The sequence below is a fragment of the Pseudomonas sp. NPDC089530 genome (assembly GCF_050280705.1).
In the GTDB taxonomy this organism is placed as follows: Bacteria; Pseudomonadota; Gammaproteobacteria; order Pseudomonadales; family Pseudomonadaceae; genus Aquipseudomonas.
On sequence record NZ_JBNNVU010000013.1, the window covers coordinates 24,677 to 43,917 of the forward strand.

Genomic DNA, 19,241 nt, shown 5'->3' on the forward strand with positions numbered 1-19,241 from the left:
CAATCGTTCACGCAATTGTAGGAGCGAGGCTTGCCCGCGATAGGGCCGTGTCTGACCCACCGCGGTGCTTGCATCGCGAGCAAGCTTCGCTCCTACAAGGTGCTGCCGTGTTCACGGAAATGCAGGAGTGAGCTGCGTCAGGCGTAGGACAGGGCCTTTTCCTCCAGCAGCTCCTGATACAGCGCGTTCCACTTGCGGCCCATCTCGTCGGCGGTGAACAGCTGCCGATAGCGGGCTTCGGCCTTGAGCCCCATTTGCGCGGCCTGTTCGGGGTTGTCCCAGAGCTGGCCCATGGCGGCGCGGAAGGCCGGGGGATCGCTGGGCGGCACCACCAGGCCGGTTTCGCCGTGGATATTGATGTAGCTGGTGCCGGTACCGATTTCGCTGGAGATCATCGGCTTGCCGTACATCGCGCCTTCGAGCAAGGAGATGCCGAACGCCTCGGAGCGCAGGTGCGAAGGGAAGACGATGGCATAGCTCAGTTGCAGCAGGGCCACCTTGTCTTCATCCCCCAGGCGCCCGAGGAAATGCAGGTTGCGCAGGCCCAGCGCCGCGGCCTGGGCATGCAGCTCGGCTTCGAGCGGGCCGGCGCCGACTATCACCACCGGGTAGTCCACGCCCTTGAGGGCGTCGAGCAGGATGTGCAGGCCCTTGTAGTAGCGCATCACCCCGACGAACAGGAAAAACCGTTCGCCCAGGCGCTGGCGCCAGTGAGCCATGCGCTCGCTGCCGGGCTGTGGATAACCGGCCTTGTCCAGGCCGTAGGGGATGACCCGAGTCTTGTCCCGGAAGCGTTGCAACACATCGCTGGTGTGCAGGTAGTTCGGCGAGGCGGCGACGATCCGGTCGACGCTGCCCAGGAAGCGGATCATCAACGGCCGGTACGGCTTGAGCAGGTGGCGTTGGCGGATGATGTCGGAGTGGTAGGTCGCCACGCAGGGCTTGTTCATGCCACTGATGAAATGCACCAGGTCCATGAACGGCCAGGGGAAGTGGTAATTGACCACATCGGCCTCGGCGGCCATTTCGCGAAACTGCTTGAACACGCTGTAGGAAAAACCGGTGGAGGCGAACTGGATGTCGAGCTTGGCCCGGTGCACCTCATGTTGGCCGAGCTGGAGCACCGCGGGGTGCGGGTCGGCGCTCAGAGTCAGCACCTGGCCTTCGGTGCCGTGCTGGATACCGCTTTCGCACAGTTGGAAGATGACCTGTTCGATACCGCCGACCGAGTCAGGCAAGTAGGTCTTGAAGAAATGTAGGACCCGCATTCAGCCTCCTATGGCCTGGCGGTAGGCGCGCGCGGTGATCTGCGCGCAGTGCCTCCAGGAAAACAGCCCGGCCCGTTGCAATCCCGCCTCGCGGCATACCTGCCAATGGGGCTCATCGTCAATCAAGCGCAGCATCGTGTTGTACAAGCCATCCAGGTCGCCGGGCTCGACATAGTTGCCCGCGTCCCCCGCGACTTCCGGCATGGCCGAACGCCGGGTCAGCACCACCGGGGTGCCGCTGGCCATGGCTTCCAGGACCGGCAGGCCGAACCCTTCGTACAGCGATGGAAAAACCAGGGCCCTGGCTCCGGCCACCAGTTGCGCCACCTGCTCGTCCGGCAGGTAGCCCAGCAGGCGCACATGGCCGCTGGCCAAGGCCTTGTGCAAGACGTCGCTGAACTGTCCCTGTTCCCAGCCCGCCATGCCGGCAATCAGCAACGGATAGTGCTGGCGCAGCGCGGCCGGCAGCCGTTGGTGCGCCTCCAGCGCCTGGGACAGGTTCTTGCGTGGCTCCAGCGTACCGACGCAGAGGAAATAGCCGCGAGGTTGCAGGCCATGGGGGGCGAGGCTGGGCGCCAGCTCGGCGGGCTGCCGTGGATGGAAGCGCGGGGCGAACCCCAGGGGCGCCACCACGAAGCGATCGCGGGGCAGGCCGAAATAGTCCTGGGCTTCATCGGCGACGAACTGCGAATCCGTCAGGATCAGCCGCGCCTGCTCCACGCCTGCGCCCAGGCGCCGCTCGATTTCCCGCAAGCGTGCCGCCGGCTGAGTGCCGGGGTAATGCAGGTGAGTCAGGTCATGCAGGGTGATCACGGTCGGGCCGTCGAATTCCAGCGGCCACAGGCTGGGTTCATGGTAGAGGTCGATTGCCGGGTCCTGCCCGCGGTCGAAGCGTCGCTGCTCCAGCCAGCGCCGGGCCTGATAGGCCCCGGGTATCCGGCGCAGCCAGGGGGCCAGCCGGGAATAGCCCGGCATGGCCGCCGCCGGCAGTTCGCGGCTCCAGCCCCAGCCATGGAACAGCGACAGCTCAAGTTCCTGTTCGTCCGCCAGGGCCGCGGCCAGTTCGGCCACGTACTGGCCAATGCCGGTCCGGGGGGCCTGGAGAATGCGTGCGTTAAGGGCTATCCGCATCGTGCGTCTCCATGACCGCGGGGGCGTGGTGGCGGTGATGCGTGATGCGCTCGACCAACTGGGTACTGGCTTCGCGCCAACCCAGCCAGCGCCACTCATCGACATGCCGGGCCGCGGGGAACACGCCGCTGGTTTCATGCCGGATGACCAGGTCGGCCAGGCTTTGCGGGTCGTCCAGCTCGAAGTACGCCATGAACTCGCCGCCGATTTCGCGGAACACCGGGATGTCGCTGCCCATGGCGGGCAGGCCACGCTGCATGGCTTCCACCAGGGGCAGACCGAAGCCTTCGACATAGGACGGGAACACCAGCGCCGTGGCCTTGGAATAGGCGTACTCCAGGCTGTTGTCGTCCAGGCTGTTGAACATGAACAGGCGCCGGTTCAACTCCGGGTGCCGGCGAATCCGCTCGATCAGCGCCTCGCACTTCCAGCCGATGCGCCCGGCGATGCACAGCCGGGCCGGGGAGCCGCTGGCCCAGACGCGCTCGAAGGCATCGATCAGGTAACCGTGGTTCTTGCGCGGCTCGATGGTGCTGACCATCAGGAAGACCGCTGCCGGGTCCTTGAACAGCTGCGCCAGGTCCGGGTCGATCCGCGGGTTTGCGTTGCACTGGTCGAGTTCCGAACCCAGGTGGAAATAGTCGAACCAGCGTTGTGCCACCTGGTCGCGACCGACCCGGCGCAGCATCTCGTCGCGAACCTGGTCGCGGATGGTCGCGGAAATGGCGATATAGCCGTCGGCGGTGCGTGCGATCCAGTCGAACCAGTGGTTGAACACCCGGACCAGCCCGGCGTCGCAGAACTGCGGGTGGGTCAGGGGGATCAGGTCGTAGATCACCGAGACGATGCCCACGCCGTCGCGCTTGAGCTGTTCGGCCAGGGGGAAGAAGTCGGCGTGCCAGGACGAGTCCAGCAGCACCAGCTGGTCCCCTGGCCGATGTTGCAGCGGTGCGCAGCGCTGGGGGATTTCGTCCACGTTCACCAAGCGGTTGCACAGGCGCAGGGGAATGCTGAGAAAGGCGAAGGCTGCCAGGCGGCACGCCACATAGAGCAAGCGCCGCAGGATGGCTGAATCGGCAAAGGGCTGGCGCCGCTCCAGGGTCCGGTGGCGCAGCCAGAAGACATGGGCCATCTGTTCCAGGCGCACCCGCAGCCCCATCAGGTTCCAGCGTTTGGTTTTCAACGGCTTCAGGCTCAATACCCGGTAGAGCTTGCCCTTGAGCATGACCACCGGGATGCATTCCACCCAGGCATCGGCCGCGGGCAGTTCCCGGATCACGTTGCGCACCACCCTCTGGATGCCCGAGTTGGTCTCGGGGTGTTCGAACACATAGGTGCATTCAATCAACAGTCGGGTCATGGCGCTGCTCGCCGAGTCATGGATCGGGTGGGCTGCCGGGGCGAGCGCTCGATACGGGTCTTGGCCTGCAGCCAGGAGCAGCCGACGAAGTCTTCCTGACGGTTGTTGATGACATGGAACACCAGGCCGTAGTCGCGCCATTCGAAGTTGCGGTCCAGGTGCGAGTCCAGCCGCGACAGGCTCAGTGCCACCGAGTAGTTGCCCTTGCCCAGGCCCATGGTGAAGGCAAAACGGAAGGTGACCCGTTCACCGGCGCCCAGGTCGGTCAGGGCCTGGTCCAGGCGATGGGTGTTGATGCCATACATGGGCTGGCCGAGACGGTCCTTGATCATGAAGCCCAGTACCAGCCGCTCGATGTCCTGGCGCACCTCGACCTGCACCTCCAGCACTACTGGCTGGCCGACTTCGGCCACCTCGATCGAACGCTCGCGCTCGTCGCGCAGGTGCACACTGAGGATCCCGGCTTCGCCGGTGCCGGAAATGGTCCGTACCTGACCGTTGGCCAGCATTTCCTGGCGTACCGTCTGGCCTTCGCGCTCGGCGAGCATGGCGTTGTAGTAGTCCATCACTTCTTCCGGCTTGCCGTGCATGGCCACGCGGCCCTGTTCCAGCAGGATCGCGGTGTCGCAGATCGACTGGATCGCCGAGCGGTCATGGGACACGATCAGCAGGGTGGTGCCGGCACGGCGGAAGCTGCGGATACGCTCGAAACTCTTGTGCTGGAAGTAGGCGTCGCCCACCGACAGCGCTTCATCGACGATCAGGATGTCCGGGCGCCGTGCCGTGGCCACGCTGAACGCCAGGCGCATCTGCATGCCGCTGGAATAGGTGCGCACCGGCTGGTCGATGGCCTCGCCGATTTCGGCGAAGGCTTCGATGTCCGGCATCAGGCCTTCGATGTCCTCCACCTGCATGCCCAGCAACTGGCCGGCCATGACCACGTTCTGGCGCCCGGTGAAGTCCGGGTGAAAGCCCATGCCCAGTTCCAGCAGGGCCGCGACCCGGCCCCGCAGCTGGATCTCGCCGCAGGTGGGCTGGGTGGTGCCGGTGATCATTTTCAGCAGGGTGCTCTTGCCGGCGCCGTTGACCCCGACTATGCCCACGGCCTGGCCCGGTTCGATCGCGAAGTCGACGCCCTGCAGCACCCAGTGCAGTTGATGGCGCGGTCTGGAAAACGGGATCAGCCACTCGAACAGCCGGCTCCAGCGGTTCGGGTACTGCTTGTAGGCCTTGCCCAGGCCGGTGACGCGTATCTGTCCCATCAGAGCTCATCCACCATTTCACCGACGCGCTGGCGGAATAGCCGCAGCCCCATGCCACAGAACAACAGGCTGATCACCAGCATCGGGATCAGCGAACTCCACTGCGGCCACTGGCCGTACAGGAACAGGTTCTGGTAGCTGTGCATCAGCGCGGTCAGCGGGTTGAGCGCCAGCAGGCGCTGGATCGCTTCGGGCAGGATGCCGATGGGGTAGACGATGGGCGTCAGCCAGAACCAGAACTGCAGGACGATGCCGTAGAACTGCGCGACATCGCGGAAGAACACGTTCAGCACCCCGAGAATCATCCCCAGGCCGGCGCAGAACAGCACCTGCAACAGCAGCAGGGGCACCAGCGCCAGCAGGGCCAGGCCCGGCAGCCGCCCGGTGATCAGCAGGAAGCCGAGGAACAGGCCGAGGATGATCGCGAAGTTGATGCCGGCGTTGAGCAGCACGATCACCGGCAGGCAGATGCGCGGGAAGCTGATCTTCTTCAGCAGGTTGGCGTTTTCCAGGAACATGCTCTGGCTGCGCAGGGTCAGCTCGGAAAACAGGCCCCAGGTCAGCAGGCCGGCGCACAGGTAGACGCTGTAGGCCAGGCCGTCCTCCACGCCCGGCAGGCGAGCGCGCATCACCTGGGAAAAGATCACCGTGTAGACGACGATCATCGACAGCGGGTTGAGCACCGTCCACAGGGCGCCGAACAGCGAGTTGCGATAACGCGCCTGGAACTCGCGCTGCACGCTGCCGAGGATGAAGCCCCGGTAGCTGCGCAGCGAGCGGTACAGATTGAGCAGCATCAGGCCGTCCTGCCGTATTGGTCTTCGAAGCGGACGATATCGTCCTCGCCCAGGTATTCGCCGCTCTGCACTTCGATGATGACCAGGTCGATCACCCCGGGGTTCGCCAGCCGGTGCTTGTGCCCGGCGGCGATGAAGGTGGATTCGTTGCTGTTGACCAGATGCGAGCCATCGCCGTTGTTGGTGACCATGGCCGTGCCCTTGACCACCACCCAGTGTTCGTTGCGGTGGTGGTGCATCTGCAGCGACAGCGCCGCGCCCGGCTTGACCACGATCTTCTTGATCTTGAAGCCCGGGCCTTCCTCCAGCACGGTGTAGCTGCCCCAGGGCCGGCTGACCGTGCGGTGCAGGCGGTAGGCTTCGTGATTGCGGTCCTTGAGCTGGCGGGCCACCTGGCGCACGTCCTGGGCGCGGTCGGCGTGGGCCACCAGGATGGCGTCGGCGGTTTCGACCACGATCAGGTTGTCGACGCCCACCGTGGCGATCATGCGGCCTTCGCTCTGCACGAAGTTGCCGTGGCTGTCGATGAACAGCGCTTCGCCGCTGGCGCGGTTGTCCTGGGCATCGGCGTCCACCAGGGCACTGATGGCGCCCCAGGAGCCGATGTCGCTCCAGTCGAAGCGGGCCGGAACGACGGCCACCTGGTCCGATACCTCCATCAACGCGTAGTCGATGGATATATCCGGCATTTCGGCGAAATGCTCCGCCGACAACTCATGCTGGGTAATGCGGCCGGTCTCCACTGGCGTGCTCGCGGCCAGGCAGGCGCGTCCCTGCTCCAGCAGCTCGGGGGCATGCTGTTGCAGCTGGGCCAGCAGGGTGGCGACGGTGAAACAGAACATGCCCGAGTTCCACAGGAAGCGGCCGCTTTCCAGGTAACCCAGGGCGGTCTTCAGGTCGGGTTTTTCCACGAAGCGCAGCACCCTGGCGGCGCCGCGGTCGTCGAGGGCGGAGCCCGATTCGATGTAGCCGAAGCCGGTCTCCGGTGCGTCCGGGGTGACGCCGAAGGTGACCAGGTGCCCGGTTTCGGCCAGTTGCGCGGCATGGGCGACCGCGCTTTTGAAGGCCTCTTCGTGGCGGATCAGGTGGTCGGCCGGCATCACCACCAGGGTCGCCTGGTCGCCGTACCGGGCCTGCATGGCCAGGGCCGCGACGGCGATGGCCGGGGCCGTATTGCGGCCCGAAGGTTCGAGAATGAAATGCCCGTGGTGCCGATCCAGCCTGGCGGCCTGGAAGTGATCCTTGCTCTGAAAGTAGTGGTCGCGGTTGGTCACGGTGACGATGTCGCCGCTACCGGCCAGCAACATGGCGGCGCGGCGGTAGGTCTTGCCCAGCAGGCTCTGCCCGTCGGGCAGGGTCATGAAGGGCTTGGGATGGCCTTCGCGCGATACCGGCCACAACCGGGTCCCGGCACCGCCGGAAAGAATCACTGGAATCAGCATGCCTCACTCCTTGGCGACACGTTTCATATCCGCATCCATCATCATGCGGATCAGGGTTTCCAGATCGGTCCTGGGTTTCCAGCCGAGCACCCGCTGGGCCTTGGCCGGGTTACCCAGCAGCACGTCGACTTCCGCGGGGCGGAAGAACGCCGGATCGATCTTCACGTAGTCACGGTAGTTCAGGCCGACGTGTTCGAAAGCGATCCGGCACATCTCGCGCACGGTGGTGGTCACCCCGGTGGCGACCACGAAGTCATCGGCCTTGCTCTGTTGCAGCATCAGCCACATGGCTTCGACATAGTCACCGGCGAAGCCCCAGTCGCGCTTGGCGTCGATGTTGCCCAGGCGCAGTTCCTGCTGCTTGCCCTGTTTGATCCGGGCGGCGGCGTCGGTGACCTTGCGGGTCACGAACTCGATGCCGCGCAGGGGCGATTCGTGGTTGAACAGGATGCCGCTGCTGGCGTGCAGGCCGAAGCTCTCGCGATAGTTCACGGTGATCCAGTGCCCGTAGAGCTTGGCCACGCCGTAGGGGCTGCGCGGGTAGAACGGGGTGTTCTCGTCCTGTTGCTCGGCCTGGATCAGGCCGAACATTTCACTGGTGGAGGCCTGGTAGAAGCGGGTCTGCGGGCTGAACTGGCGGATTGCCTCGAGCAGATGGGTGACCCCCAGCCCGTCGACGATGCCGGTGGTCACCGGCTGGTCCCAGGAGGCGGCGACAAAGCTTTGCGCCGCCAGGTTGTAGACCTCGTCGGGGGCGGCCTTGATCACGGCCCGCTGCACGGAGCAGGCGTCGGCCATGTCCCCGTCCAGGTAGCGGATCTCGCCCTCGATCCCCATTTCGCGCAGGCGCCAGCGCGAGTCGCTGCTGCGCCGTGCCACCAGCCCGTGGACCTGATAGCCCTTGTCCAGCAGCAACTTGGCCAGATACGCGCCGTCTTGCCCGGTAATCCCCGTGATCAGTGCACTTTTTGTCATTCTTGTCGTACCCGTGACTCCCAGTCGGACAGGATCGCCCGCAGGGATTGTTCCAGTGTGGTTTCAGGCGTCCATCCGGTGACCTGTCGCAGCCTGGCATGGCTGCCGCGGACTCGCCGCTGTTCTGCCCGTCGCAGACGGGCGGGGTCTTGCACCAGTTGCATGTCGACCTGGGCGATATCGGCCAGCTGTTGGATCAGGCTGCGAATGCTGTGCTCCTGGCCGGAGCAGATGTTGTAGACCTGGCCCGGGGCGCCGCTGCGCAGCAGCGCCAGGTAGGCGTTCACCACGTCGGCGACATCGAGGAAGTCGCGGGTGACGTCGATATCGCCCACTTCCAGCCGGGGTGCCTGCAGGCCAAGCTTGATCCTGGCGATCTGCCGTGCCGCGCTGGCCACGGCGAAGCTGTCCAGCTGTCCGGTACCGATATGGTTGAACGGCCTGGCCACCATCACCGGCCAGCCTTCGCTCATGCCCCATTGCAGGCACAGCAGTTCGGCCGCGACTTTGCTCACCGCATAGGGATTACGCGGGCAGGGCGGCTGGTGCTCGTCGATGGGCAGGGCGCTTTCGTCGACCTGGCCGTAGACGTCGCCGGAGCTGATGTACAGGAAGGTGCCGTTGAAGCCGCGGGCCTTCAGGGCCTGCAACAGGTTGAGGGTGCCCAGCAGGTTGACCTGCAAGGTCCTGGCGGGATCGCGGAAGGCTTCGGGGACGAAGGTCTGGCCGGCCAGGTGAATCACCGCATCCGGCAACTCGGGCCACAGGTCTTGCAGGCTTTGCGGTTCGGTCAGGTCGAAGGGGGAGGCCGGCAGCAGTTCCCACCCTGAATCGGCAGCGCTCAAGCGAGATCGCAGATGACGTCCCACGAATCCACTCAGGCCCGTTACAAACAGACGCTTCTTCAAGCTGCAGCCTCTTGAAAGGAGACTTCGGCAATATCTCGACACACTAATCGTGTGAAAAGTGCGAAAACTCGGCTATATGCCAAGAACTTTCCTATTGACGAAGTTTGTTGTAGTTGTTTGGCGCTCAATCTGTGCCAATCGCGTTTGAATTTCAACAAGTCCTACCGTGACCGGTAAGTTCTCGTTTTTTAGCTTAGGAAATATCTGGTCGAGAGGTTCCCGAATCTTCAAAGGATGTGTTTAGAATGCCCCTCGTCTCGACCCAAACGATCAGAAACGGCTGCCTTCGAGCCGGCAAAAACTGACCATTAGAACAAGAACGTAGACGGGCATGAGAACGATGGACGCACGCCCTCCGGCTGGGTGTGGCCATGGCTCTACCGTCATTGTGTGAGGGTGCCAGGATGGCAGCTTCATCGTGAGATGCCATGAATTTCATTCTTTACTCGGATGTTAACGACGGCTCCATCAGTCAGAGCCTCGGGCGTCCCGAATACAGCTACTACTTCGTCCTCAAGGCCTATCGCCCGGTGCTGGAAAGCCTTGGGCGCGTGCATGTGGTGCAGGCGCCCGGCGAGGTCGACCGGCTGTATCACGAGCTGCGGCTCAAGGGCGAAGACTGCCTGTTCCTTTCGTTCACCCCACCCCAGAAAACCCCGCTCGACCTGGACTGCCCGACCCTGTGCGTGGTGGCCTGGGAGTTCGATTCGATCCCCGACGAGCACTGGGACAACGACCCGCATCAGGACTGGAGCCGTACCCTGGGCCGCCATGGCCGGGTGATCACCCTGTCCAGCCATACGGCCCGGGCGGTGCGCCGGGTGCTGGGCGAGGACTTTCCGGTGCTGGTGCTGCCCACTCCGCTGTGGGAGCGCTTCGACGCTGTTCGCGGGCAATACCCCAATGTTCCGGTCAACGCCGGCAGCACCCTGCAGATCAAGGGCTGCATCATCGACAGCCGGGTACTGGGGCTGTCCGCCGACGGCCTGATTGCGCCGGTGCTGCTGGAGGAGCCAGCCCCTGCGCCGCCCGTGGAAATCCAGAGCGCCGAAGCGCCGCCGCTGACCGTCAGGCGCCGCTTGTTCATCGCCAAGCACTATCTGCGCGAGTGGCTCAGGGCGCTGAGCGGCGGCGAATGGCGCCGGCCGCTGTTCATCAGCAAGCACTATGTCCGCGAATGCTATCGCGAGGGGCTGCGGGACCTGGTCCCCGAACGCCTGCAGGCGCTGATGGCCAAGAGGCGTCCGCCTGTTGCGCTGCCGGAGCCTGTGCCCGCGACGGAGCCGGAACACCCCCAGGCCAGCCTCCCGGCCACCGACCAGCAGGTGGAGTGCCAGGTCGATGGCGTGGTCTATGTCAGCGTGTTCAACCCCGACGACGGGCGCAAGAACTGGCATCAACTGATTACCGCGTTCTGCTGGGCGATGCGCGACACCGAAGACGCCACCCTGGTGTTGAAGATGACCCAGAACGACCTGTCGACCTACTACGTCGAGATCCTGACCCTGCTCTCGCAGCTGGCGCCCTTCAGCTGCCGGGTCGTGGCCCTGCACGGTTACCTGGACGACGAGCGGTTCGCCCGGCTGTACGGCGCGGCGAGTTTCTACGTCAACGCCTCGCGTTGCGAGGGCCTGTGCCTGCCGCTGATGGAGTTCATGGCCTGCGGCAAGCCGGTGATCGCGCCGCTGCACACGGCCATGGAGGATTACCTCGACGACGAGGTGGCTTTCGTCGTCAAGTCCAGCCAGGAGCCGGCGATCTGGCCCCAGGACTCGCGCATCCTGTTCCGTACCCTGCGTCACCGCCCGGACTGGGGCTCGCTGAAGACCGCCTACCAGGACAGCTACCGCCTGGCCAGGGAAAACCCCGAGGGGTACCAGGCGATGTCCCGGGCCGCGGCCCGGCGCATGCAGGAGTACAGCAGCTTCGCCAACGTACAGGGGCGCCTGCGGGACTTCCTCGCGCAGGCCCCGTCGACCGAGGCCGGCGGCGCCTCTTCCCTGGCTGTCGCGGGTAACGCCTGATGCTGATCCTCATCCATTCGGAAACCAACAAGAGCAACATCCGGCAGAACCTGGGCCGCCCCGAGTACAGCTACTACTTCGTGCTCAAGGAGTTCCGGCCGGTGCTGGAGCGCCTGGGCCAGGTACTGGAAGTCAGCCACCCCGACGAGCTGGTGGACCGCCTGTATTTCGACTGCCGGAGCCGGGGCGAGGACTGTATTTTCCTGTCGTTCTCGCCGCCCCATCGCACGGCCGAGCATTACGCCTGCCCGACCATCCCGGTGTTCGCCTGGGAGTTCAGCACCATCCCCACCGAAAGCTGGCAGGGCGAGCCGCGCCACGATTGGCGGCGGGTCCTGGGGGCTTCGGGGGCGGCGATCACCCACTCCAGTTTCACTGTGCAGGCGGTGCGCGACGCAATGGGCGAGGACTATCCGATCTGTGCCATTCCCGCCCCGGTCTGGGATCGGTTCGCCCACCGTGGGCAACAACTGGGCAAGCAGGCGCGGGCGTCCCGGGTGACCCTCAACCTGCGCGGCCTGTTGCTCGACAGTCGGACCCTGGACCTGCGCCCCTACGGCCCCGACGCGCTGCGCGAAGGCACGCCGGTGGCGTTCGACGCCCCGCCCCGGGATTGCCAGCTGGAGCTCGACGGGGTGATCTACACCTCGGTGTTCAACCCCTACGACGGGCGCAAGAACTGGCAGGACATGATCAGTGCCTTCTGCACCACCTTCCGCGACTGCGAAGACGCCACGCTGGTGCTGAAACTGACCCACCACGATATCGGCAACGCCCTGGGCGACATGCTGCACCACCTCTACAAGAACCAGTCCTATCGCTGCCGCATCGTGCTGATCCACGGTTTCCTGGCCGATGCGGACTACGAGCGGCTGGTGGAGGCCACCAGCTACGTGGTGAACTCCTCGTTCGGCGAAGGGCAGTGCCTGCCGCTGATGGAATTCATGTCCTGCGGCAAGCCGGCGGTAGCGCCGTGCAACACGGCGATGGCTGACTACATCGACCCGGACAACAGCTTCATCGTCGACTCCACCGATGAACTGACCGCCTGGCCCCACGATCCCCGGGCCGCCTACCGGACCCTGCGCTACATCACCAACTGGGATTCGCTGTGCGCAGCCTATCGCGCCAGCTACGACGTCGCCCTGCAGGATCCTGAGCGTTATGCGCGGATGTCGGACCACGCGATCGCAAGCCTGCAGCGTTTCTGCAGCCAGGCCACGGCCGAACAGCGCCTCGGCGAGTTTTTCCGCCAGGTGCTGGAGCAGCGCCTGGCGCCTGCCGCCTCCGGGCAGCCGGCGTGATGCGGGCGTTTCTGCGACGTTTGCGCCGGGGCGCGCCATTGCCCGCGCCGTTGCCGGCCGAGCCGCCCAGGCCGGTGTCCCCCCGGGATTGCGGCTTGCGCGACGCCATGCTCGATGGCTGGTTCCGCTCCGAGACCGGCGAGCTGCTCAAGGGTTTTGCCATCGGCCCCGAGGACACCCTGCTCGATGTCGGCTGCGGCGAAGGCGTGGCGACCCTGTTCGCCATGCGCCAGGGCGCCTCGGTGATTTTCACCGACAGCGAATGGGACAAGGTGCGCGACCTGGCCCGGCAGGTCGACGAGCAATCGGACGTCACGGCCCTGGGGCTGGTCAGCAACAGCCTGCCGTTGCCGCTGGCGTCGGGTTGCGCCAGCAAAGTGGTGTGCATGGAGGTGCTGGAACACATCGAACAGCCCGAGCCGTTCCTGGCCGAGCTGGTGCGCATGGGGCGCCCGGGCGCGCAGTACCTGATCAGCGTCCCGGACCCGGTGGGCGAGCATTTGCAGAAGGGCATCGCGCCGCCCGGCTACTACCGCGCGCCGAACCATGTGCAGATCTTTTCCCGCGAGGGCTTTGGCCAGATGCTCGAGGATGCCGGGCTGGTCATCGAACACCGGCAGGCCACGGGCTTTTTCTGGGTCATGGGCATGATCTTTTTCTGGGCCAGCGAACGGGCCGCCGGACGGGAGCCGCCGGGCGCGGTGCGCGACCGCATCCAGGCGCCTTACCCGGCGCTGATGGAAGGCTGGGCGCGAACCTGGGAAGAGCTGCTGGCGCAACCCGACGGGCTGGCGATCAAGCAGGTGCTGGACGGCTTCATGCCGAAGAGCCAGGTCATCATCGCCCGCAAACCGCTGGCTGAGCCGTCTTGAACCACAAGCGGATCGTGGACATCGAGCTGCTGCGGGGCATCGCCGTGCTGGGGGTGGTGTTCCACCATCTGCAGGGCAATCTCTTTCCCGGCGGTCTCGCCTGGCTGGGCGATATCGCGGCCTATGGCCAGTTCTGGTGGGGCGTGGACCTGTTCTTCGCCATTTCCGGTTTTGTCATCGCCCGTAGCCTGATCCCGCAATTGCGCGCCTGCACCAGCGGCCAGCAGTGCTGGCAACGGACCCGCGACTTCTGGATTCGCCGCGCCTTTCGCCTGTTGCCCTCGGCGTGGTTGTGGCTGCTGCTGATGCTGCTGGCCAGCCTGTTCCTCAACCGCTCCGGGGCTTTCGGCAGCCTGCACGCCAACCTGTGGGCGACCCTGGCCGGTGTGCTGCAATTTGCCAATTTTCGGTTTGCCGAGAGCTTTTTCCACTACGAGTACGGCGCCAGTTTCGTCTACTGGAGCCTGGCGCTGGAGGAGCAGTTCTATCTGCTGCTGCCGTTGCTAGTGCTGCTGTGCCGCAAGTATCTGGTCTGGGTGTTGCTGGCACTGGTCGTCGTGCAACTGTTCACCTTGCGTTCGGTGCTGTTGATGTTCGTCCGTACCGATGCCATGGCCCTGGGCGTGTTGCTGGCGCTGTGGACGGCGCGGGCCAGCTACCGGCGCTGGGAGCCGAGGCTGCTGGGGCGTCCGGGGCTCGGCCCGCTGCTGTTGGTCCTGGGCTGCCTGGGCATGGGCTGGCTGGCGACCGATGGGTTCAATGTCACCCACTACCGGGTCGGCGTCCTGGCCGTGCTCTGCGCGGCGCTGGTGTGGATCGCTTCCTACGACCGCGACTACCTGCTGCCCCGCGGCGCGTTGAAAAGCCTGCTGGCCTGGGTCGGCAGCCGTTCCTACGGGATTTACCTGATCCATATCCCGGCGTTTCTGCTGATCCGCGAAGCCTGGTTCCGCCTGGGGCCCCTGGGGAGCACCCCGAGCGACCAGCCGCTGCTGGCCCTGGCCGGCGCCGTGGGCCTGCTGCTGGCGCTGAGCGAACTCAACTACCGCGGCATCGAGCTGCCCCTGCGCAACCGAGGGGCCGAGCTGGTGCGGCGCCTGGGCACATCCCGCTCTTCCGTTCCTTCCCCTGGAGTCACCTCATGCTGAGCCTTCTGAAAAAACTCACGGCGAGCGCTCCCGCGGCCGTGACCCCCGACGCACCGCCGCCGGCCAAGGTCGACCCGTACATGCTGGGTTTGCAGGACGCCACGCTCAGCGGCTGGTTCAACCAGGAAACCGGCGAGTTGTTCACCGGCTTTGCGGTGACGGCCGAGGACACCCTGCTCGACGTCGGCTGCGGCGACGGCGGCAACGTGCATTTCTGCGGGATGCGCGGGGCGAAGATCATCATTGCCGATATCGATGCGGCCAAGGTCGAGGCCACGCGCCAGCGCCTGAGCGATACCCCGGCCCGCAGCGTCGAATGCCATGTCACCGACTGCAATCCGCTGCCGATTGCCGATGGCACCGCCAGCCGCGTGGTGTCCACCGAAGTCATCGAGCATGTGGACGACCCGGCGCAGTTTCTCTCCGAGCTGGTGCGGGTCGGCCAACCGGGCGCGCTGTACCTGTTGAGCGTGCCGCACCCCAGCTCCGAGGCGCTGCAAAAGGACATCGCCGCCCCCGAGTATTTCCAGAAACCCAACCACATCCGCATCATTGGCGAAGAGCAGTTCAAGCAGATGGTCGGCGATGCCGGGCTGGAGGTGCTCAGCCATAGCCAGTACGGCTTCTACTGGTCGTTGTGGATGCTGTTGTTCTGGGAAGCCAAGGTCGACTTCAGCAACCCCGACCACCCGTTGCTCGAGCACTGGGCCAACACCTGGCGGGCCGTCCTCGACTCGCCGCGCGGCGCGCAGATCAAGCAGGCGCTGGACGCCGTGGTTGCCAAGAGCCAGGTCATCATCGCCCGCAAGCCAGGTTAGGCACGTCCCTGTAGCCGCTGCCGAGCAACGCGAGGCTGCGATCGCGGCCGCAGGACGCGCCAGGTTTCAACACCGCTGAGGCCCCGCGGGCCTTACGCAGCCTGCGGCAGCGGCTACAGGGCTCGCTTCAGGCTTGCTGGACGAAGGTCAGGCGCAGGGCGAAGCCGATCAGCAGGCTGCCGAACAGCCATTGCTGGACCCGCTGGGCGGTGTGGTTGTGCGCCAGCCAGCGGCCGATCCTGGCGCCGGCCAGGGCGTAGGCGCAGTCGAACAGCAAGCCCACCAGCACCAGCAGCAGGCCAAGGCTGGCGAACTGCGCGGCCACGGGGCCGGCCTGCGGGTCGACGAACTGCGGCAGCAGCACCGAGCAGAACAACAGCGCCTTGGGGTTGAGCAGGTTGGTCAGCAGGCCGCGGCGGACCGCTTCGCGCCAGCGCAGGGTGCCGGCCACCTGATTGCCCTCCAGGCTGGGTAGCAGGTTCGAGCGCAGGCACTGCACGCCGAGCCACAGCAGGTACGCGGCGCCCCCCAGGCGTACCACCTCGAAGGTCCAGGGCGCCGCCTTGAACAAGGTGGCCAGGCCCAGCGCCGCCAGCGCCACGTGGCAACCCCGGGCCAGCGCCAGGCCCGCCGCGGTGGCCAGCGCCAGGTTCTTGCCCTGACGGGCGCCGGTTTGCAGCAGCAGGATCATGTCGGGGCCGGGCAGCAGATAAACCACCGCCAGAGCCAGGAAAAACACCCAGAGTTGCGCCACCTTGCCACCCCTTTCGTTGTCGAGTCGGTGCAGGAATTCTAGGGCCGAAGGGCAGGGCAGGTGCTTGCGTAGTCAGCCCGCATCCGGGCTGAAATTGGCATAATCTTTCTCTTTGACCTGGAGTGGCTATCGGAATATGCCAAAAATGAAACTGGACGCTTACGACCGCAAGATCCTCGCCGCCCTGCAGCGCGATGGCCGCCTGAGCAATGTGCAACTGGCGGAGGAGATCGGCCTGTCCGCCTCGCCCTGCCTGCGCCGGGTGCGGATGCTGGAAGAGGCCGGGGTGATTCGCGGTTACCAGGCCAACCTCGACCGCGACGAAGTCGGCCTGGGGCTGACGGTGTTCGTCGGGGTCAAGGTCGAGCGCCATACGGACGAGCATTCCGAGGCCTTTCACCGGGCGGTGACGGCGCTGCCGGAAGTGCTTTCGGCGTTCCTGGTGTCCGGCGAGTCGGACTTCCTGTTGCAGGTGGTGGTGCCGGACCTGCGCGCCTATGACCACTTCCTGACTGGCAGCCTGTTGAAACTGCCGGGCGTCAGCGATATCCGCAGCAATTTCGCGATCCACACGGTGAAAACCCCGGGGCCGTTGCCATTGGGGCATCTGCCGACCTGAAGGGTCTAGATCTGCGTCGCCATCCCTTCCACGTTCATCGCCGCCTGGCGCAAGGCTTCGGAGCGGGTCGGGTGGGGGTGGCAGGTCAGGGCGATGTCTTCGGCCGAGGCGGAAAACTCCATGGCCACGCAGTATTCGCCGATCATTTCGCTGACGCTCGGTCCGACTAAATGCACGCCGAGGATTTCATCGGTCTGGGCGTCCGCCAGGACCTTGGCGAAACCTTCGGTCTCGTGGTTGATCTTGGCCCGGCTGTTGGCCGTGAAAGGGAATTTGCCCACCTTGTAGGCCCGGCCTTCGGCCTTGAGCTGCTCCTCGGTCTGGCCGACGCTGGCCAGCTCCGGCCGGGTGTAGATCACGCTGGGGATCAGCGCGTAATTGACCTCGCCGGCCTTGCCGACGATCTGCTCGATACAGGCCATGGCCTCGTCTTCGGCCTTGTGGGCGAGCATCGGCCCGGAGGTGACGTCGCCGATCGCCCAGACTCCGGGCGCCTCGGTGCGGTGCTGGCGGTTGGCGAGCATGCCGCGGGGGTCGGTGCTCAGGCCGACATTCTCCAGGCCCAGGCCGGAGGTATAAGGCCGGCGCCCGATAGCCACCAGCACATAGTCGGCTTCCAGCAGCTCCGCGCTGCCGCCCGCCGCCGGTTCCAGGCTCAACTGCACACCGTCGGCCGAGCTGCTGGCGCGGGTGACCTTGGTGCCGAGCCTGAAGGCGATCCCCTGCTTGCCCAGGGCCCGCTGCAGGGTCTTGCCAGCCTCGGCGTCGACCCCGGGGCAGATCCGGTCGAGGTACTCGATCACCGTCACTTCGGCGCCCAGGCGCCGCCACACCGAGCCCAACTCCAGGCCGATCACCCCGGCGCCGATCACCACCAGATGCTTGGGCACTTCGCTGAGGGACAGCGCGCCGGTGGAGTCGAGGATGCGCAGGTTGTCGATCTCCACCCCGGGCAACGGCGTCGGCTCGGAGCCCGTGGCGATCACGATGTCCTTGGCCTGCAAGCGGGTCTTGCCCCCGGCGCTGTCGGTCACCGTGACCAGGCCCGGGCCGTCGATATGGCCCCAGCCCTTGATCCAGTCGACCTTGTTCTTGCGCAACAGGAACTCGACGCCTTTGGTCAGGCCCGCCACGCTGTCGTCCTTCTGCTTCATCATCTGGGCGAGGTTGAGGCGGGGCTGGACCTCGATGCCCAGCTCGGCGAATGCCTTGCCCGTGGCCGCCTCGTACAGCTCCGAGGCATGCAGCAGGGCCTTGGACGGCATGCAGCCGACGTTCAGGCAGGTGCCGCCGAGGGTGTCGCGGCCTTCCACGCAAGCGGCCTTGAGCCCCAGCTGGCCGGCGCGAATGGCGGCGTTGTAGCCACCGGGACCTCCACCGAGGATGACGACGTCGTAGCGGCTCATGGCTTGTTCTCCTGCTGTCGGAAAGAAGATTTCAAAGGAAGTCGAACAAAAAATTATGACCGTAATATGAGCGCGCAAAGTAGCACTGGTCAAGCAGGAGAGTGCACGCCCCTGTGTAGGAGCGAAGCTTGCTCGCGATCCGCGCAGCGGCCATTGATTGCGGTGGTCGGTCTGGCGCTATCGCGAGCAAGCTTCGCTCCTACAGGGGGTGGAGGGTGTTCAGGTCCACCAGTAGCGCACCAGGTGGAAGAAGATCGGCGCGGCGAAACACACTGAGTCCAGGCGGTCGAGCATGCCGCCGTGGCCTTCGATCATGTGGCCCCAGTCCTTCACCCCGCGGTCGCGCTTGATCGCCGACATGACGATGCCGCCGGCGAAGCCCAGCAGGTTGATCAGCAGGGCGATCAGGAACGACTGCCAGAGGCTGAACGGGGTGATCCACCACAGCGCGCCGCCGATCAGCGAGGCCAGCAGGATGCCGCCGACAAAACCTTCCACGGTCTTGGACGGCGAGAGCCGCGGGGCGATCTTGCGTTTGCCGAAGAGTTTTCCACAGACGTACTGCAGCACGTCCGACATCTGCACCACGATCACCAGGTAGGCGATCAGCAGCAGGTTGCGCCCTTCGTAGCCGGGAATGTCCAGGGTCAGCAGCGCCGGCACGAACGACACGCAGAACACCGCGATCATCAGGCCCCACTGGACCTTGGAGGCGCGCTCCAGGAAGTGCGTGCTGTCGCCGCCCAGGGACGCGAGGATCGGCAGCAGCAGGAACACATAGACCGGGATGAAGATCGAGAACAGCCCGTACCAGTCGAAATAGATCAGCAGGTACTGCAGGGGCAGGGCCAGGTAGAACGCCGCCACCAGCGCCGGGTAGTCGCTGCGCCGGGTCGGCATCAGGGTCAGGAACTCGCGCAGGGCATAGAAGGACACCGCGTAGAACAGCAGGATCACCGCGCTGGTGCCGAGCCAGAAGGCGACGCCGATCACCAGCACCATCACCCACCAGGCGTTGATGCGCGCGTTGAGGTTGTCGATCACCGAGTTCTCTGCGCCCCGGGTGCGCAGTTTCAGCAGCAGGCCGATCAGCGAGGCGAGCAACAGTACGGCGCCGATCCCGCCGAACAACATCAGGGTTTGCCTATCCATT

Annotated in this window: 17 protein-coding genes; 6 read left to right on the forward strand and 11 right to left on the reverse strand. The window is 65.4% G+C overall.

What is annotated here, in order from left to right:
- Positions 1-137: 137 nt before the first annotated feature.
- Genes ACQKQA_RS07740 through ACQKQA_RS07775 form a run of 8 tightly spaced genes read right to left on the reverse strand, consistent with a single transcriptional unit; the run spans position 138 to position 9,143 of the window.
- A complete protein-coding gene (locus ACQKQA_RS07740; RefSeq protein ID WP_427555161.1) occupies positions 138-1,268 on the reverse strand; it encodes a glycosyltransferase family 4 protein in 1,131 nt (376 codons plus the stop codon).
- Positions 1,269-2,399 (reverse strand): glycosyltransferase family 4 protein, encoded by a 1,131-nt coding sequence (locus ACQKQA_RS07745; protein ID WP_427555163.1) that lies wholly within the window; start codon positions 2,397-2,399, stop codon positions 1,269-1,271. It abuts the gene before it with no gap.
- Complete coding sequence (locus tag ACQKQA_RS07750; protein ID WP_427555164.1) at positions 2,383-3,759, reverse strand: glycosyltransferase family 4 protein; 1,377 nt, start codon at positions 3,757-3,759, stop codon at positions 2,383-2,385. Before ACQKQA_RS07750 ends, ACQKQA_RS07745 begins: the two co-directional genes overlap by 17 nt.
- Positions 3,756-5,021, reverse strand: coding sequence for an ABC transporter ATP-binding protein (locus ACQKQA_RS07755; protein WP_427555166.1), 1,266 nt, complete (start codon positions 5,019-5,021; stop codon positions 3,756-3,758). Before ACQKQA_RS07755 ends, ACQKQA_RS07750 begins: the two co-directional genes overlap by 4 nt.
- Positions 5,021-5,818 (reverse strand): ABC transporter permease, encoded by a 798-nt coding sequence (locus ACQKQA_RS07760; RefSeq protein ID WP_427555168.1) that lies wholly within the window; start codon positions 5,816-5,818, stop codon positions 5,021-5,023. The genes ACQKQA_RS07755 and ACQKQA_RS07760 overlap by 1 nt, the downstream gene beginning before the upstream one ends.
- Positions 5,818-7,260, reverse strand: a complete 1,443-nt coding sequence (locus tag ACQKQA_RS07765; protein WP_427555170.1) for a mannose-1-phosphate guanylyltransferase/mannose-6-phosphate isomerase — start codon at positions 7,258-7,260, stop codon at positions 5,818-5,820. Before ACQKQA_RS07765 ends, ACQKQA_RS07760 begins: the two co-directional genes overlap by 1 nt.
- Positions 7,261-7,263: 3 nt before the next feature.
- On the reverse strand, positions 7,264-8,235 hold the full coding sequence (gmd, locus tag ACQKQA_RS07770; RefSeq protein WP_427555172.1) for a GDP-mannose 4,6-dehydratase: 972 nt from the start codon (positions 8,233-8,235) through the stop codon (positions 7,264-7,266).
- Complete coding sequence (locus ACQKQA_RS07775; protein ID WP_427555174.1) at positions 8,232-9,143, reverse strand: GDP-mannose 4,6-dehydratase; 912 nt, start codon at positions 9,141-9,143, stop codon at positions 8,232-8,234. The genes gmd and ACQKQA_RS07775 overlap by 4 nt, the downstream gene beginning before the upstream one ends.
- A 428-nt stretch (positions 9,144-9,571) precedes the next feature.
- On the opposite strand from ACQKQA_RS07775, the gene ACQKQA_RS07780 reads away from it, so the two are divergent.
- The 5 genes from ACQKQA_RS07780 to ACQKQA_RS07800 are packed head-to-tail and all read left to right on the forward strand — an operon-like array spanning position 9,572 to position 15,309.
- Complete coding sequence (locus ACQKQA_RS07780; RefSeq protein ID WP_427555176.1) at positions 9,572-11,167, forward strand: glycosyltransferase; 1,596 nt, start codon at positions 9,572-9,574, stop codon at positions 11,165-11,167.
- Complete coding sequence (locus ACQKQA_RS07785) at positions 11,167-12,471, forward strand: glycosyltransferase (protein WP_427555178.1); 1,305 nt, start codon at positions 11,167-11,169, stop codon at positions 12,469-12,471. Before ACQKQA_RS07780 ends, ACQKQA_RS07785 begins: the two co-directional genes overlap by 1 nt.
- Positions 12,471-13,343, forward strand: a complete 873-nt coding sequence (locus ACQKQA_RS07790; protein ID WP_427555180.1) for a methyltransferase domain-containing protein — start codon at positions 12,471-12,473, stop codon at positions 13,341-13,343. The genes ACQKQA_RS07785 and ACQKQA_RS07790 overlap by 1 nt, the downstream gene beginning before the upstream one ends.
- Positions 13,340-14,491: an acyltransferase family protein gene (locus tag ACQKQA_RS07795; RefSeq protein WP_427555181.1), complete on the forward strand. Its 1,152-nt coding sequence runs from the start codon at positions 13,340-13,342 to the stop codon at positions 14,489-14,491. Before ACQKQA_RS07790 ends, ACQKQA_RS07795 begins: the two co-directional genes overlap by 4 nt.
- Complete coding sequence (locus ACQKQA_RS07800; RefSeq protein ID WP_427555183.1) at positions 14,485-15,309, forward strand: class I SAM-dependent methyltransferase; 825 nt, start codon at positions 14,485-14,487, stop codon at positions 15,307-15,309. Before ACQKQA_RS07795 ends, ACQKQA_RS07800 begins: the two co-directional genes overlap by 7 nt.
- Before the next feature lie 127 nt (positions 15,310-15,436).
- Here ACQKQA_RS07800 and ACQKQA_RS07805 read toward each other — a convergent pair whose 3' ends face one another.
- Positions 15,437-16,063, reverse strand: a complete 627-nt coding sequence (locus ACQKQA_RS07805) for a LysE family translocator (RefSeq protein WP_427555185.1) — start codon at positions 16,061-16,063, stop codon at positions 15,437-15,439.
- Positions 16,064-16,208: 145 nt separating this feature from the next.
- Here ACQKQA_RS07805 and ACQKQA_RS07810 point away from each other — a divergent pair, with 145 nt between their 5' ends.
- Entirely contained in the window at positions 16,209-16,682 is a 474-nt protein-coding gene (locus ACQKQA_RS07810; protein ID WP_427555187.1) for an Lrp/AsnC family transcriptional regulator, read from the forward strand.
- Between the two features lie 5 nt (positions 16,683-16,687).
- On the opposite strand, the gene lpdA is transcribed toward ACQKQA_RS07810, so the two are convergent.
- Positions 16,688-18,088 (reverse strand): dihydrolipoyl dehydrogenase, encoded by a 1,401-nt coding sequence (gene lpdA / locus ACQKQA_RS07815; RefSeq protein ID WP_427555189.1) that lies wholly within the window; start codon positions 18,086-18,088, stop codon positions 16,688-16,690.
- Between the two features lie 219 nt (positions 18,089-18,307).
- Positions 18,308-19,240, reverse strand: a complete 933-nt coding sequence (locus ACQKQA_RS07820; protein ID WP_427555191.1) for a phosphatidate cytidylyltransferase — start codon at positions 19,238-19,240, stop codon at positions 18,308-18,310.
- Between the last annotated feature and the right edge of the window lies 1 nt (position 19,241).

Bases quoted from the DNA above. Each gene is read 5' to 3' on its own strand.
- ACQKQA_RS07810 (WP_427555187.1), top strand. From the start codon at position 16,209: ATGAAACTGGACGCTTACGACCGCAAGATCCTCGCCGCCCTGCAGCGC.
- ACQKQA_RS07765 (WP_427555170.1), bottom strand. From the start codon at position 7,260: ATGCTGATTCCAGTGATTCTTTCCGGCGGTGCCGGGACCCGGTTGTGG.
- ACQKQA_RS07745 (WP_427555163.1), bottom strand. From the start codon at position 2,399: ATGCGGATAGCCCTTAACGCACGCATTCTCCAGGCCCCCCGGACCGGC.
- ACQKQA_RS07755 (WP_427555166.1), bottom strand. From the start codon at position 5,021: ATGGGACAGATACGCGTCACCGGCCTGGGCAAGGCCTACAAGCAGTAC.
- ACQKQA_RS07820 (WP_427555191.1), bottom strand. From the start codon at position 19,240: ATGGATAGGCAAACCCTGATGTTGTTCGGCGGGATCGGCGCCGTACTG.
- ACQKQA_RS07785 (WP_427555178.1), top strand. From the start codon at position 11,167: ATGCTGATCCTCATCCATTCGGAAACCAACAAGAGCAACATCCGGCAG.
- ACQKQA_RS07760 (WP_427555168.1), bottom strand. From the start codon at position 5,818: ATGCTGCTCAATCTGTACCGCTCGCTGCGCAGCTACCGGGGCTTCATC.
- gmd (WP_427555172.1), bottom strand. From the start codon at position 8,235: ATGACAAAAAGTGCACTGATCACGGGGATTACCGGGCAAGACGGCGCG.
- ACQKQA_RS07740 (WP_427555161.1), bottom strand. From the start codon at position 1,268: ATGCGGGTCCTACATTTCTTCAAGACCTACTTGCCTGACTCGGTCGGC.
- ACQKQA_RS07780 (WP_427555176.1), top strand. From the start codon at position 9,572: ATGAATTTCATTCTTTACTCGGATGTTAACGACGGCTCCATCAGTCAG.
- lpdA (WP_427555189.1), bottom strand. From the start codon at position 18,088: ATGAGCCGCTACGACGTCGTCATCCTCGGTGGAGGTCCCGGTGGCTAC.
- ACQKQA_RS07750 (WP_427555164.1), bottom strand. From the start codon at position 3,759: ATGACCCGACTGTTGATTGAATGCACCTATGTGTTCGAACACCCCGAG.
- ACQKQA_RS07790 (WP_427555180.1), top strand. From the start codon at position 12,471: ATGCGGGCGTTTCTGCGACGTTTGCGCCGGGGCGCGCCATTGCCCGCG.
- ACQKQA_RS07800 (WP_427555183.1), top strand. From the start codon at position 14,485: ATGCTGAGCCTTCTGAAAAAACTCACGGCGAGCGCTCCCGCGGCCGTG.